The 15134-nt window shown below is 69.1% G+C and carries 9 protein-coding genes; 5 read left to right on the top strand and 4 right to left on the bottom strand.

The window, feature by feature from the left end:
- Positions 1-351, bottom strand: a 351-nt coding sequence (locus tag ACTHJF_RS13210; protein WP_440267517.1) for a low affinity iron permease family protein, incomplete at its 3' end; no start/stop codon positions are given.
- 141 nt (positions 352-492) lie between these two features.
- Here ACTHJF_RS13210 and dxs point away from each other — a divergent pair.
- On the top strand, positions 493-2373 hold the full coding sequence (gene dxs, locus ACTHJF_RS13205) for a 1-deoxy-D-xylulose-5-phosphate synthase (protein ID WP_440267516.1): 1881 nt from the start codon (positions 493-495) through the stop codon (positions 2371-2373).
- Between the two features lie 233 nt (positions 2374-2606).
- Positions 2607-3947 (top strand): hypothetical protein, encoded by a 1341-nt coding sequence (locus tag ACTHJF_RS13200; protein WP_440267515.1) that lies wholly within the window; start codon positions 2607-2609, stop codon positions 3945-3947.
- Positions 3948-4007: 60 nt separating this feature from the next.
- Here the strand turns inward: ACTHJF_RS13200 and prmC are convergent, their stop codons facing one another.
- Together prmC and ACTHJF_RS13190 are read right to left on the bottom strand one after the other, a co-directional pair.
- Positions 4008-4841 (bottom strand): peptide chain release factor N(5)-glutamine methyltransferase, encoded by an 834-nt coding sequence (gene prmC, locus ACTHJF_RS13195; protein WP_440267514.1) that lies wholly within the window; start codon positions 4839-4841, stop codon positions 4008-4010.
- Positions 4834-9000 (bottom strand): hypothetical protein, encoded by a 4167-nt coding sequence (locus ACTHJF_RS13190; protein ID WP_440267513.1) that lies wholly within the window; start codon positions 8998-9000, stop codon positions 4834-4836. The genes prmC and ACTHJF_RS13190 overlap by 8 nt, the downstream gene beginning before the upstream one ends.
- Before the next feature lie 286 nt (positions 9001-9286).
- Between ACTHJF_RS13190 and ACTHJF_RS13185 the strand changes: the two genes are divergently transcribed.
- Positions 9287-10177 carry an alpha/beta hydrolase gene (locus ACTHJF_RS13185; protein ID WP_440267512.1) on the top strand — a complete coding sequence of 297 codons (891 nt, stop codon included), beginning with the start codon at positions 9287-9289 and terminating at the stop codon, positions 10175-10177.
- Between the two features lie 329 nt (positions 10178-10506).
- Here the strand turns inward: ACTHJF_RS13185 and ACTHJF_RS13180 are convergent, their stop codons facing one another.
- Positions 10507-13185 carry a M1 family metallopeptidase gene (locus tag ACTHJF_RS13180; protein ID WP_440267511.1) on the bottom strand — a complete coding sequence of 893 codons (2679 nt, stop codon included), beginning with the start codon at positions 13183-13185 and terminating at the stop codon, positions 10507-10509.
- A gap of 348 nt (positions 13186-13533) precedes the next feature.
- Between ACTHJF_RS13180 and oxyR the strand changes: the two genes are divergently transcribed.
- Together oxyR and ACTHJF_RS13170 are read left to right on the top strand one after the other, a co-directional pair.
- Positions 13534-14529 carry a DNA-binding transcriptional regulator OxyR gene (gene oxyR, locus ACTHJF_RS13175; RefSeq protein ID WP_440267510.1) on the top strand — a complete coding sequence of 332 codons (996 nt, stop codon included), beginning with the start codon at positions 13534-13536 and terminating at the stop codon, positions 14527-14529.
- On the top strand, positions 14526-15128 hold the full coding sequence (locus ACTHJF_RS13170; protein ID WP_440267509.1) for a hypothetical protein: 603 nt from the start codon (positions 14526-14528) through the stop codon (positions 15126-15128). The genes oxyR and ACTHJF_RS13170 overlap by 4 nt, the downstream gene beginning before the upstream one ends.
- Positions 15129-15134 lie beyond the last annotated feature (6 nt).

Genomic DNA, 15134 nt, shown 5'->3' with positions numbered 1-15134 from the left:
ATCACCGGCCGCGGCACCGTCGCGACGGGTCGTATCGAGCGTGGCGTCGTCAAGCTCTTCCAGCGCCAGCAGAGCATTGTGCGCGTGGCTGGAGCGGATCAGCTCGTCGAGCTTGATCTGCACCGCGGTCGAATCCCGGTTCTGCGTGTTCTGGATCAGGAACACCATCAGGAACGTGATGATGGTGGTGCCGGTGTTGATCACCAGCTGCCAGGTATCGCCAAAGCCGAACAGCGGCCCGGACGCCGCCCAAACCACGACGATCAGCACCGCGACGATGAACGTGGCGGGCTTGCCGGCGGCAGTGGACGTGGCGGCGGCAAACCGGCGGAACAGGGACGATGAGCTCATGACGGGGTCCTTGCAGGGAAGCCGGCGCGAGCGTGGCGACATCCGCGTCAGGCGGATGTGCAGCCTGGCTGAACGAAACCGCCACGTTCAGGACGCCGCACCGCCCTTGCCCCGCCCTGCCGCTGGGCCAACAATACGCGGATGATCGACCTCTCCCGCTATCCCCACCTGGCGCCGATCGAGACGCCGGCCGACCTGCGCCGCGTGCCCGACGACCAGCTCCCCGCCGTCGCCGACGAGCTGCGCCAGTACCTGATCGAGGCGGTGGCCAGCTCCGGCGGCCACTTCGGCGCGGGGCTGGGCGTGGTCGAACTTACCGTCGCCCTGCACCACGTATTCGACACCCCGAATGACCGGCTGGTGTGGGACGTGGGCCACCAGTGCTACCCGCACAAGATCCTCACCGGCCGTCGCGAGCGCATCACCACCATCAAGAAGAAGGACGGCCTGGCGCCGTTCCCGCGTCGCGAGGAGAGCGAATACGACACCTTCGGCGTCGGCCACTCCTCCACCTCGATCTCCGCCGCGCTCGGCATGGCCATCGCCAACCAGCGCCGCGGCGACATGCGCAAGGTGGTGGCGGTGATCGGCGATGGCGCGATGACCGCCGGCATGGCGTTCGAGGCACTCAACCACGGCGGCGACGTGGAACCGAATATGCTGGTGGTGTTCAACGACAACGGCATGTCGATCAGCGAGAACGTCGGCGCGCTGACCAAGATGATGGCCCGCGCCATGGCCAGCCGCACGCTCAACAGCTGGCGAGAGCGCGCCAAGCGTGCGATCCCCAAGCAGTCGCTGATGGGCCGCTTCTTCAAGCGCTGGGAAGAACACGCCAAAGGCATGTTCGTGCCCTCCACGCTGTTCGAGGAACTGGGCTTCCACTACACCGGGCCGATCGACGGCCACAACCTGCCGCAGTTGCTGGCCGCGCTGCGCACCGTCAAAGACCTGCCCGGCCCGCAACTGCTGCACGTGATCACCACCAAGGGCAAGGGCTACGCCCCGGCCGAGGAGTCGCAGATCGACTACCACGCGGTCGGCCCGTTCGACCCGCAGGCTGGCCTGGTGAAAAAGAGCGCACCGGCCAAGCCGACCTACACCGACGTATTCAGCGACTGGCTGTGCGACCAGGCCGCGGCCGACGAGCGCCTGATGGGCATCACCCCGGCGATGCGCGAGGGCTCGGGCCTGGTGCGCTTCTCGCGCGAATACCCGGAGCGCTATTTCGACGTGGCGATCGCCGAGCAGCACGCGGTGACGCTGGCCGCGGGCATGGCCTGCGAGGGCGCCAAGCCGGTGGTGGCGATCTATTCCACCTTCCTGCAGCGCGCCTATGACCAGGCGATCCACGACGTGGCGCTGCAGAACCTCGACGTCACCTTCGCCATCGACCGCGCCGGCGTGGTCGGCCCCGACGGCGCGACGCACGCCGGCAGCTTCGACCTGAGCTTCATGCGCTGCCTGCCGAACATGGTGATCATGGCGCCGGCCGACGAGAACGAGTGCCGCACCATGCTCTCCACCGGCTTCGCCTATCCCGGCCCCGCCGCGGTGCGCTATCCACGCGGCACCGGCCCCGGCACGCCGCTGCGCAAGGAGCTGGACACCTTGCCGATTGGCAAGGCCGAAGTGCGCCGCCGCGGCCGCGGACTGGCTCTGCTCAGCTTCGGAGCCATGCTCGCGCCGGCCGCCGTGGTGGCCGCCGAGGTCGACGCCACGCTGGTCAACATGCGCTTCGTCAAGCCGCTCGACGAAGCGCTGCTGGTGGAACTGGCGAAGACCCACGACGCCTTCGTCACGCTGGAAGACAACGCCATCGCCGGCGGCGCCGGCTCGGCCGTGGCCGAATGCCTGGCCGCGCACGGCATCACGCTGCCGATCCTGCACCTTGGCCTTCCAGACGCGTATCTGGAACACGGCAGCCGCGAGGAAGTGCTGAGCATGGGCGGGCTGGACTTGCCGGGCATCCGTCAGGCGATCCGAGCACGCTTTCCCGTGTTGGCCACCGCCACCGCCTAAGCCAACACAATCACCGGTGACCGATTAAGATCGGCCCGGGGTGGCTGCCCGGAGAGCGGCGGCGCATTCAGGGGATCCACGCGCAAACCAAGCAACGACAGCATCGAGCCCGGTGCCGGGGAGCAATCGCCGACACCGGACGCGGGCCCGTCCGGGGGCCGGAAACGCGCCGGACATCGTGCGCGCGGGCGCAACGCCCGTGCGAAGGAACGACCAAGGAGGAGGTACGCATCATGTTAGGAACCAAGAGCAAGACCTGCGCCGCAGTCGCGGCGCTCGCGCTGTTCGCTGGCACAGCTTTCGCCGGCACCTTTCCGGACTACGGTTTCCAACCACCGTCGGACTACAAGGGGCCAATCTTCAAACTGAGCCAGAACTATCCGCAGACCGCGCCCAAAGGCGTCCCGGCGTTCTTCAAGCTGTTGCCAAAGAAGTTCACCAACAACTTCGAGGACTGGCGCACCTACGCCGACGCCGTAAAGCACTACTGCCTGGAGGGCAACGTCGAGGCCGACTGGTACGTCGAGAACAACACCGTGCGCCACTGGTACCACGTGCCCTGGCAGCACTACGGCCCCTCCGGCCGCGAGGGCATCCACGGCCTGACCAAGGAAGCGCAGATCCAGTCCAAGCAACTGGCGCCGTCCCAGACGACCACCGGCCAGACCTATGCCGTAGGCATCTACAACGACATCGGCGGCTACGCGATCGGCCGGGTATGGAAGAACCCGATGGATCCCGATCCGTCCGTCGTCTCGCAGCCGAACAGCTTCCCGGACGGCACCGTGGTGTGCAAGCCGCTGTTCGCCGACGTCGTGCTGTCGCAGGTGCCGTTCCTGGAAAATCCGGTGCTGTGGAAGGGCTACGTCACCGACAGCTTCGACTCGGCCAACCGTGTGGTGAAGGACGTAGCGTTGATCCAGATGGACTTCGCCGTGCGCGACAAGCGCGTGCCGGGTACCGGCTGGATCTTCGGCACGTTCCAGTACAACGGCGCAGTCACCGGCAAGCCGGGTTGGGACAACCTGGTGCCGGTCGGCGTGATGTGGGGCAACGATCCGGAAGACAACGGCGATAAGTACACCAACAAGCAGCCGACTGAGACCCGGATCAATCCGGACCTCAAGGAGACGGCGATCAATGCCAAGCCCGAGCTGCCGCCCACCCACCTGGGCTGGAACGGCCGCCTTGACGGCCCGGTCGACAACCCGGTCAGCGCCTGCATGAGCTGCCACATGACCGCTGAGAGCCCGCAGGTCGCCCCAATGAACCCGACCTTCCAGGCCAATGTGCCACCGGTCGGCTCGAAGGAGTGGATGCGATGGTTCCAGAACGAGATGGCAGGCGTGCCGTTCAGCCCCGGTCAGGCGCTCAGTACCGACTACAGCTTGCAACTGGCTGCCGGCATCCAGAACTTCTACGACTGGAAGTGCAACCAGGGCGGCGTGTTCGCCAATGGCGTCAACGCCTGCCAGCAGGCCGGCGCGGCCAAGTTGAAGTTGCTCAAGTCCGGCCGGCCGCCGGTGAAGATCTACAAGATCGAACGCGATCGCTCGCTAGAGAAGATCGACTGATGTGACGGCGTCCCCGGCCCTGCCGGGCCGGGGACCTTGCGCCGAATCGATTCAGTACCGCTACCCTGCCGCATCGCGCCGCCCACCGCTGACGCGATCGCGGCCTTCCAGATCTTGCGCGGTGAACACCTCAGCGTATCCCGCATGTTCGAGCAGCCCACGGCAGGCCTCGCCCTGGTTCCAGCCGTGTTCGAACAGCAGCCAGCCGCCGGGCAGCAGGTGCTGGCGCGCATCGGTGACGATACGGCGGATGTCGTGCAGGCCATCCGGGCCGGAAGCCAGGGCCGAGGCCGGCTCGAAACGCAGGTCGCCCTGCGCAAGATGCGGGTCGTCCGCCTCGATATACGGCGGATTAGAGGCAATGAGATCGAAGCGCACCTCGCCCAGCGGCGTCAGCCAGTCGCCGTGCACGAACTGCACGTTCGGGATGCAAAGCCGCCGCGCGTTGCGCTGAGCGACCACCAGCGCCTCGGCGCTGGCATCGGTGGCCGTGATCCGCGCACGCGGCCGCTCGGTGCCGATCGACAGTGCGATAGCGCCGCTGCCGGTGCCCAGATCGGCCACGCGCATGGGCACGTCGTCGGCCAGGCGATCGAGCACCAGCTCCACCAGCCGCTCGGTCTCCGGCCGCGGGATCAACGTGGCCGGCGTCACCTCCAGCTCCAGCGACCAAAAGCCCCGGCGACCGGTGATGTAGGCAACCGGCTCACCGAGCTGGCGTCGCCGCACGAGTTCGACGAAGGCACGCTCGTCGGCCAGCGAGAGCACGTCGTCGGCGTGCGCCAGCAGCCAGCTCGCTGGCCGGCGCAGCACATGCTGCAGCAACACCTCGGCATCAATCCGATCGCCGAGGCGACGCGCGGCATCACCCAGGGCGTGGCGTACTTCAGTCATGCGTGGCGGTGTCCGTGGGAGAGGTCGGCGGCAGATCCGGGGGCGTTGCCTTGGCCGCCCGCTTGCGCCAGTAGCCACCCTCGCTCCACGCGCCGAAGGCCCAGCGTAGCCAACCGATGAGCGCATTGGCCAGCCACAGCGCCCACCCCAGCATGGCGATCTTGTAGACCCACAGCGACACACTGAACACGCCGGCCGATGGCAACGCACCGGTGCTCTGGTCGGCAAACCAGCGCAGCTGCCACGCGGTGGAGCCGTTGCCGGCCACGTGCATGTCGGGCAGGCCGAGCAGGCCGCGCGGCACCGCCCCCACCAGCGCCAGCAGGGCAAGCGCGGTGAGTATCGCCAGTGCGATCTGCAGCAGGTTGAACGCCACATCGTTACCCGCTCGCACGCCGCGGGCACGCAGTCCCAGCGCGATCAGCCAGACCACCACCAGCGCGTAGGCGCTCCACGCGAACGCCGAGAAACCCAGGCCGAGCAGCAGCCAGTGATGAAAGCGCAGCGGCGTTGGCGCGTAGCGCGCGAGCAGCCACGACGCCAGCAACAGCACCACCAACTGCGACCAGTACAGCACGGCGGGCCCCATCGAAGGCCCCCAGGTCCACAGCACCCAGCGGTCCTGCGGCAGTTGCAGGCTGAGCCCCAGGTTGGCGACCGGCGCGCGCAGGTCCAGCGCGGGCGTCATCGTGCGCGTCGCCACGCCGTGCGGCACGCGCAGCACCACGTCGAAACGATGCACGCCCGGCAGCAGCGGCAGGCCGAGCCGGCCGTCGCGAACGGCGAGGGACAGGGGTTGTCCGTCGCGTCGCGCCTGCAGCAGTTCGGCGCCGGCCGGCAGTGTGATCGCGTGCTCGCCTCCACGCGTACTGCGCGCGGTGAGCGAGAGTGTGGTCTCGCTGGCGCGCTCCCCTGCCGCGGTAGTGGCCTGCAGGCGGTCGAACGCGATGCTGCTGCCGGCGACCGCCTTGGGTTCGCTCAGCGCCAGCGTCAGCGTTTCACCCGGCAGCGGCTGGAAACGCAGCCCGTGCGAAGTCGCGCTGGTCGGTACGCCGTGCGCTTCGATGTGCCACATCGGCGCGGCGTCCACCTGCCAGACCTCGGCGCGCTGGCCCAGCGGTGGCGCCTTCAGCGTCAACGTGGGCGCACGATCGAGGCGGCTGGTCCACATCACCACGGGGTCGTTCGCGTTGAAGCTCACCTGGATGGCGCCGTCACGCACCAGCGCGCCGTCACCCTGCGGATGCTCACCCGGCAGCAGCGGCAGGCTCACACTGAAGCCACCGTCCTGCGGGGCGAGGCGCTCCACCGTGGTCTGCACGGTCCAGTCCACGCCGAAACTCAGCAGACGGGTGACCCGCACGTAGGCAGGCAGGCTCTGCGTGACGGCCAGCGCGCTACCGTCAGCGGCCGCACGCTGGCGGCTCAGCGCCACGCTGTCGCCGAGCAGGCGGTCATTGTCCAGCCCGCTGGCGCCCCAGCCTTGGCCGATGAAGCCCACGTGCCCGGGATGGAGCGGGAAGCGCAGGTTGGCGCTGTCGGCACCGGCAGCGAGGCGGTAGTGCAGGGTCACCCGGTGCACGCCGCGATCGAGCCGCAGCATCAGCGTGTCATCGCGGTTCACCAGCGCGGCCGGCTGCGCATCGACACGCGCATCGAGCAAGGTGAGTGCGTCGTCGCCCTGCGGCAGTGGTAAGCCGACGTTCGCGCCGGCGTGCGCTTCCAGCGCGATGTCGAGCGTGTCGCCGCTGGCCTGCAGCTGGGCGTCGGCGATGGCGGCGCAGTCGGGCGCGCATTTGGGCGCCTCGGTGAGACGCTCGCGCAGCTGCGCGAGCATGGCTTGATCCGGCATCGACGCGACGGACACCTGCTGCGCCCGTGCCACGTGCGGGCCAAGCAGCGCGAGCATCAGCATTGCGGCACTCGCCGCACTGCGTCGCCAGTCGTTCCAGTGCCCGCGCAGCGGCGTGACCAACGGCGGCACCATGCGCCCCAGCAGCACGCCGAGCAGGGCCACCATCAACACGCGCAGGAGGCGCACCAGCCATGCCGGCGCGATCACCAGGCGGGTGGTCTGTTCTGCCGTGACGGGACCGGACCAGCTCAGTCGATAATCGTTGCCGGTGTTCCATTCCGGCTCGCCCGCACCGGCCTGCACCACGCTGCGGCTGTCCAGCGGCGCGCTGGCAGTATCGATGGCCGAAGCGGTGACCGAGGCTAGAATGCCGGCGCGATCGGGCGCTGGGTTGGTAGAGGCTTCTTCCACGGCGGGTTCGGACGGCGGAGGCGGCGGAAGAGGCGTCGCCATCGGCATGGGGGGTGCAGGCGGGGCAGGGGCGGCGGACTTGTCCTGCGGCTGTTGCCGCTGCTGCATCGCGAGTTGATCAAGCGACTCCATCCGCGCCTGCGCGACCATGCGGATCGTGCCCTGCGCGACGCCACCCTCCAACTGCGGATGCAGCGCGTACTGCAATTGCGTGGCGGCGAACGGCAGCGTCCACAGCGCCGCCAGCGCGAACGCGCCCAACGCCACGAAGCGCGCCGCCGCACGCAGGCGACCGTCCGGCAGCGCGCGCAGCAGCAACGCAAGCGCCAAGGCCAATGCCAGCGTCCAGCGCGGCGCGCCACTTTCATGCTGTGCCAGCGCGAGGAACACGGCGGCCAGCGCGGCCCACGGCCAGCCCAGCGCGCGGCCGGCGAGCAGGGCGATCAGCGCGACCACGAACAGGTCGAGCAGGGTCCACTGCGCGATCCACGAATCCGGCGAACGGTCTGCGCCACTGGCGCCAACCAGGCGATAGCCCGGCGGCAGGTGCAAGGTGGCGTCGATGCCTTCCAGCGGGATCTGCCAGCCGCCGCTGGGCAGGCTCCCGCCGTGCTGCGCCACGCGCAAGCCGGCGCGCAGGTCCAGCGCCTGCTGGCGCAGCTCGACGCCGCTGCGGCCGTCCTGGCCCTGGCTGATCAGCAGCGGCGCGCCGCCCTGCTCCGCCCGCTGCAGTTGCCACGGCGCGCCGACGTCGAGCCGCTGCTGGTGGCGCAGCGTGCCGGTGAGATGGTCGACCGCGCTGAGGCCGCGGCCGTCGAAATCCAGCCACAGCTCACGCTGCAATTGCAGCTGGTCGCCCTGCCCGCCTTGGTCGCCGCGATTGCCTTCGACGATGGCGAGTCCGTGGCTGGGATCCACCGCAAAGGCGGGGAAGCTGAGCCAGTCGGCCGGCACGCCGGCGCGGGATGCATCCACGCCCTGACCTTCGACACGCGTGCCGCGCAGATCGGTGTTGTCGGCGTAGCTCCAGATTTCCTGCGCCGGCCAAGGCGCGCCGGGCGGCTTCCACGTCACGCCGGCCAGCGGCGCGGTAGCGCGCGCATCCAGCGTGATCGTCCATTGGCCGGGACGCAGCTGCACGCGCAGGCGGCCGTCGCTCTCCAGCCGTGCGGGCAGGTCGCCGGACAGCGCCGTGGCGACGAAGCCGGCCGGCAGCGCCGGGCCCAGCAGCTGTTCGCGCGCCGTGCCGGCGACGTTGATCTGCAGCCGGGTTTCCAGCGTGGGCGGCAGGCCGTCGGCAATCTGCCGATAAACACGCAGCGACAGCGCATCGGCGGCGCGTGCGGCAGCGGCGGCTTCGCCCAGGGTCAGTCGATCGTCGTTGCGCTCGATGCGCTCCACCGGCACGCCGTCGATCGACAGGTCGACCAGCGCGATCGACGGCGGCAGCGCCAGCGTCGATGGCCGCGCGGACCACGCGATGGCGCCCTCCAGCCGATGACTACCGGCGCCCAGCCACAGCGACGGCTGCTCGCGATGCGCCAGCACCGGCTGCGCCTGGCCGTCCACGCGCACCTGCTGCGGCCAGTCGCGCTCATCGCCGGGCAAGGCCACCCAACCGGGCGCATCCAGCCGCACTTGCAGCGTGAAATTCGCGCCGTTGGCATCGGCCTGCAGCGCGAGCCGGCCCGGCCAGGCGCACTGGCGCGCGTCATTGGCCGTGCCCGGACTGTTGAGCAACGGGCACGCCTGCTGGGGGCGGTCGTGCAGCACCCATCCCTGCCAGTCGCGCAGTGCGGGCGGAATGTCGTTGTCCTGCGCGCGTAGCGGCGCGGTCAGCAGCGCAGCCAGCAGCGCCAGACCGAGCCACCCACTCCATGAACCACGTTGCATGGTCTTCCCCTTCCCGCTTGGTGAGCGCAGGCAGTGTAGGCGATGGCGTGGCGCCCGCGATGGCCACGCTGCATCCCGGAGTTCGCTCCGCCCGTAAGCCAAGGGCACGTCCTCCGGATGAAACGCCACTCGGCGCGATTCGGGGTCATCGCACGTTCGCTCCCCCTGCACGCACGCGCCATGCCGTGTGCGAGAGAGTCTTTCAATGCATCCATTCAGCGATTCCCGCCGCGCCGCCTCCCCCGCCAAGCCGATCCCCCGCAGCCATGCGCGGCGATGGCGAGGCATGGCGGCCCTGCTCGCCGCCGGCCTGCTCAGCGGCTGCCAGGCCACGCTGTTCGCGGGTCTCAACGCCACCGCGCGCGACCAGGGCGTGGTCGCCACGCACGACGTCAGCTTCGACGCGACGCATCAGCTGGCGCTGGATGTGTACCGCCCAGCCGACGCGCGCGGCGCACCGGTGGTGGTGTTCTTCTATGGCGGCAGCTGGAAATCCGGCAAGCGGCAGTGGTACCGATGGGCCGGCGAAGCATTGGCGCGACGCGGGCTGGTGGTGGTGATCCCCGACTACCGCAAGTGGCCGCAGGTGCGCATGGATGGCTTCATGCGCGACGCCGCGCGTGCCGTGGCGTGGTCGCGCGAACACGCCGGTGAATACGGCGGCGATTCCACTGCCCTGTTCCTGATGGGCCACTCGGCCGGCGCGCACATCGGCGCCCTGCTCGCCACCGACGATCGTTGGCTGCAAGCGGTGGGCATGAAGCCGGACCAGCTGCGCGGCTTCATCGGCCTGGCCGGCCCGTACGATTTCCTGCCGCTGAAAGACCCCGACTTCGTCGACATGTTCGGCCCCACCCACGCAGCGCAGCTGAATTCGCAGCCGGTGCACTTCGTCAACGGCGACGAGCCGCCGATGCTGCTGATGCAGGGCGCCACCGACAAGATCGTGTGGCCGCGCAACGCGCGCTCGCTGGGCGCCACGCTGGAGAAGGCCGGCGAGTCGGCACAGGTCACGCTGTATCCGGACATCGGCCACTTCGCGATCCTGCTGGCGATGTCGCGCCCGCTGCGCGGCAAGGCGCCGGTGCTGGAGGACACGTTGGCGTTCATCCGCGAGCATGCGGGTGCGCAGGCCGCCGCCGCGCTGACGGGGGATCGGGTGGTGCGTTCGCCCTGAGGCTGCGCCAAAGAAAACGCCGGGCGGCGAGCCGTCCGGCGTTTTCTTCTGCGGAGGAAGCGTCTTTCGTAATTCCCGCGAAGAGCTTTTCAACAGCCACAGGCTGTTCAAGCGGGAGGCGCTTTTCAACGGCGGATGCCGGTCATCCATCTGCGCGTGCCGAACATCAAATGGATTCCCGCTTTAGCGGGAATGACGTCGGGAGGTCTTTCGGATTTCCGGTGTGCACCAACGACGCACCGGTGACGCAGGCGACGCTTCGCGCGAACGGTAGCTGCAATGTGCCGTCACACCCGCTCCTGTCGGCAGAGCGGGCGTGACCGATCACCTCAGCGCAGGATCGCGTTCGCGTCCTGCTTCTGCTTCAGTGCCGCGCATAGCAGGGTGGCTTCGCCGGTCTGCGCCAGGCCGCGGGCGGCGCCCGGTGCCTGGTTCACCCGATCCTTGAAGAACGCCTGCAGGCGATCCGCCTCCGTCTTGGAGCAGCCGCCGCCGCCCATCAGGCCGGGCAGGCGGCCGCCGGCGAAGCTGCCGGTGCGGGCGAGGATCTGGTCGTAGTGCGCCACCGACCACTTCCACATGCCGTCGCGCTCGGCCCGGGTGTCGCGGCCGCCGCGGAACAGCGCAGCCATCTCACCCACCTTCACGTCCTTGCTCAGCGCGAAGTTGCGGATGCGCTCGACCTGGGTGGCGTCGTCCACGCTGCCCAGTCCGCCGAGGATGGCGTTGCGCAGCGCCGGGTCGCTGGTCTTGGGCAATTCGGCGATCAGTTTGTCGACCACCGGCTTGCCGTGCTCCTGCGCGGCCACGCCCAGCGCCACGCCGAGCAGGTCGGGATCGGCCGCAGCGAGGTCGAGGCGGCCGTCGGCCTTGGGCTTGAGCGCGGCCTCACCCTGCTTGAGCAGTTCCGCACGCACCGCCGGCAGCTTGACGTCCATGGCGAGGAAGTTGGCCAACGTGCTGCGCATCAGCGAATCGCCATCGGCCTCGCCCGCCTTGCGGCGGTAGCCCAGCGATTCGAGCCGCGGCAGATAGGCGTCCTTCGCCCAGGTGGTGAGCTTGGCGCGCTGTGCGTCGGTGCTGGCGAGCTGGCCCCAGATCCACTCGAAGGTGCCCAGCGGCGCGGTGGCGACTTCGTCGGTCTTGGAGGCGGCCAGCGGCTTGAGCGCGGCGAGCGCGTCGCCGGCATCGATGTCGCCGTGGCGGAAGCTGGCGCTCACCGCATCGGCGTAGGCCAGCTGCTCGGTGTCGGCCAGCGAGCCGATCTGCTTGCCCAGCGAGGCCAGGTCGGCCTTGGTCATGCCGAAGCGGTAGTAGCCCTGCGCGCCGGCGTTGGGCATCACCCAGGTCGGGTTGCTGGCGCCGGCCAGCACCATCGAACCCTGCGCCTTGTCGAGCATTTCGCAGCTCACCTTGCTGCCATCGGCGGTGCCGTAGCGCACGCACACCGGCACGCCCCACACGCGCGCGCTGTCGCCGGTGGAACCGACCGGCAGGTAGCGGCTCTGGCTCAGATGCAGGATGGTCTGGCCGCCCTTCTGCTCCAGCTTCGTCTGCACGTACGGCACGCCGGACTGGTTGAGGAAGCTCTTGAACGCGTTCTTGAAATCGGCGCCCTTGTCGGCGGCCTGGGCGATGGAGTCGACCAAGTCGTCGGCGGTGGCGTTGCCGAACTTGTGCGCCTGGATGTACGCGCGCATGCCCTGCTGGAACACCGCCGGCGTCACGTAGTTCTCGAACATGCCCAGCACCGCCGCACCCTTCTGATAGGTGATGCCGTCGAACGCGGTCATGATGTCGCCGTTGCCGGTGATCTCCTGGCGGATCTTGCGCGCGCTGACCAGGCTGTCGTTGTTCATCGCGCCCTGCGCGCCGCGGATGCGGTCCAGGTCGGCGCGGTATTCCGGGTGCACCTTCATCGTCACCTTCTGCTGCATCCAGGTGGCGAAGGCCTCGTTGAGCCAGATGTCGTTCCACCACGCGGTGGTGACCGTGTCGCCGGTCCACTGGTGGGCCAGTTCGTGCGCGGTGACGTTGAACGAGCCGCGCACGTACTGCGCCGGGGAATCCGGATCGAGCAGAAGCAGCCAGTCGCGGAAGGTGACCAGGCCCGGGTTCTCCATCGCGCCGGCAGCGAAGTCCGGTGCGGCGAGCAGGTCGAGCTTGTCCCACGGATAGCCGAAGCCGTAGTAGTCCTCCAGCGCGTGGATGATGCTCGGCGTCTCGCTGAGCACGTGCTGCATGCGGTGGCCCTCGCCCTTCGCGGCCACGCCGCGCAGCGGCAGCACGGTGGTGCGGTAGTCGTCCGGCTTGATGTCCGGGCCGTTGACGATGTCCCACGGGCCCACGCCGAACGCCACCAGGTAGGTCGGCAGCGGCTTGGTCTGCGAGAAGGTGAGCGTCTTCCAGCCGTTGCCGTCGTCCACTTCCTTCACCTGCGCGGTGTTGGCCACCGCGTTCTCGTCCTTCGGCACGGTGAGGGTGATGTCGAACGGCGTCTTGATGCCGGGCTCGTCGAAGCCGGGAAACGCGTAGCGCGCGCTGATCGGCTCCATCTGCGTCATCGCATAGGGCTGGCCCTCATGGCTGACCTTGTACAGGCCCTGCAGCTGCTGGTTGAGCGGCGCAGAGTAGTCGATCGCCAGGGTGATGGTCTGCGGCTTCAGCGTGCGGCCGAAGTCGATACGCGCCACGCCTTCCTTCGGCGCCACCGCCACGTAATTGCCCGCGGCGGTCTTGCCGGCGGCGTCGGTCACGGCAACCTTGGATACCTTCAAGTCGGCGCCGTGCAGCCACACGTAGTCGGAGGCCTGCGACAGCTTCACGGTGATCACGGTATGGCCGGAGAAATCGGCCTGGCGCGGATCCACCTTGAACGCGAGCTGGTAAGACTGCGGCATCGCCCAGCCGGGCAGGCGCCCGTGCGGCACCGCATCGGCGCCGGCGGCGAACGCGCTGGCGCAGCAGGCGGCCAGGGCAGTGAACATGAGCGGGCGGGCTAGGCGCATGGAGGGGCTTCCTGTGACGAGGGAACCCTGAACGCTAGGCGGCACATGACTTCCGACACAGTGCCAGAAGGCATGGCTGCCACCCTCGTCGCGCCCGGACAACAGCAAAAAAAAACCGGCGACGAAGGAGGGACTTCGTCGCCGGCGGGGTGGCCCGCGTGCCGGCCGGGAAGGGGGAAGGCCGGGCGGGCTCGGGCTGCTGCGGTCGCGGGGAGATCGGGCCCGGGAGGGGGTGAGGCCCGCCGCATCAGCCACGCTGCGCACGATACGCACCGCCCTTGCATTGCACAAATTGATTGTTAGCATCGCAACCATAGCCGTGAGCTATGCAACTTCCCGAGGCGTGCCATGAACCTGCGCGATCTGCACTATCTCGTCGCCCTGGCCGAGCATCGCCATTTCGGCCATGCCGCCGAAGCCTGTTTCGTCAGCCAGCCCACGTTGTCGACCCAGATCAAGAAGCTGGAAGACGAACTGGGCGTGGCGCTGGTCGAGCGCACGCCGCGCAAGGTGCTGCTCACCGAGGTGGGCCGCGAGATCGCCGATCGCGCACGAGAGGTGCTCAACGAAGTGGAGCAGATTCGAGCGGTGGCGCGGCGCACGCGCGACCCGGAGTCGGGCACGGTGCGCCTGGGCATCTTCCCCACCCTGGGGCCGTATCTGCTGCCGCACTCGGTGCCGATGGTGCGCGAGGCGTTCCCCAAACTCGAACTGCTGCTGGTGGAAGAGAAGACCGAAACGATCGTGCGGCTGCTGCGCGAGGGCAAGCTCGACGCGGGCATCCTCGCCCTGCCGCTGCACGAGGACAGCCTGCATGTGGAGTATCTGTTCGAGGAACCGTTCGTGCTGGCGGTGCCGCAGTCGCATCACCTGGCGCACAAGCAGGGGCTGCTGAAACTGGCCGACCTGTCGCACGAGAGCCTGCTGCTGCTGGAGGACGGTCACTGCCTGCGCGACCAGGCGCTGGAGGTGTGCCACCTGGCCGGCGCGGGCGAGCGCAACGGCTTCCGCGCCACCAGCCTGGAAACGCTGCGCCAGATGGTGTCGGCCGAAGTGGGTATCACCCTGCTGCCGACCCTGGCAGTGAAGCCGCCGGTGGCGCCGTCGGGCAATCTGCACCTGATCGAGTTCAAGCATCCGGCGCCCAGCCGCCGGCTGGCGATGGTGTGGCGCAAGAGCTCGGCGATGCATGGTTTCCTGCTGAAGCTCGCCGCCGTGTTCAAGCGCCTGCCGCCGGAGCTGCTGGACCCACGCTCGGTCACCACGACCTCGACACTCAACGTCAGCGCGCCCCGCACCAAGGCTGCGAAAGGCGCCCGCGCCATCCGGAGCGGCGACGCATGACCGGACGCCAGCTCGCGCTGGCTGCCGCCGGGGTGCTGGTGCTGTGGGGCGCGTTGCACACGTGGCAACGGCGCCCCCTGCACGCGGCGCCGGGCGTACTGGCCGCCGAGGCGCCGGAGCAGATCGACCTGGACAGTCCCGCGCAGCTGCAGCGCGACGACGTCACCCTGCTCACCCGCGCCCACTTCGACGCCACCGCCCGGGTGCTTTCGCGCGAGGACTACCGCTTCGATGCCGGCGCTTCGCTCGCCCCCACCGACCTGGCGCTGGGCTGGGGCCGCATGTCCGACAGCGCGGTGCTGGACCGCATCGAGGTCAGCCAGTCCGACCGCTTCTACTTCTGGCGCGTGAAGGATTACCCGATTCCCCGCCGCGAGATCGAGGAATCCAGCGCCAACATGCACCTGATCCCCGCCGACGCCGGCGTGCGTGCGATGCTCGATCGCGTGCGCGCCGGCGAGGTGGTGCGCATCGAAGGCTTCCTGGTGGACGCCAGCCGTCCGGACGGCTGGCACTGGAACAGCTCGCTCACCCGCGAGGACACCGGCAACGGCGCCTGCGAACTGGTGTACGTGGAGTCGCTCACCATCGAGCGCTGATCCGGG

The organism is Dyella sp., assembly GCF_051962475.1.
Lineage (GTDB): Bacteria > Pseudomonadota > Gammaproteobacteria > Xanthomonadales > Rhodanobacteraceae > Dyella_A.
The sequence above is the reverse complement of the archived record's forward strand: the minus strand, read 5'-3'. Positions and strand labels throughout refer to the sequence as shown.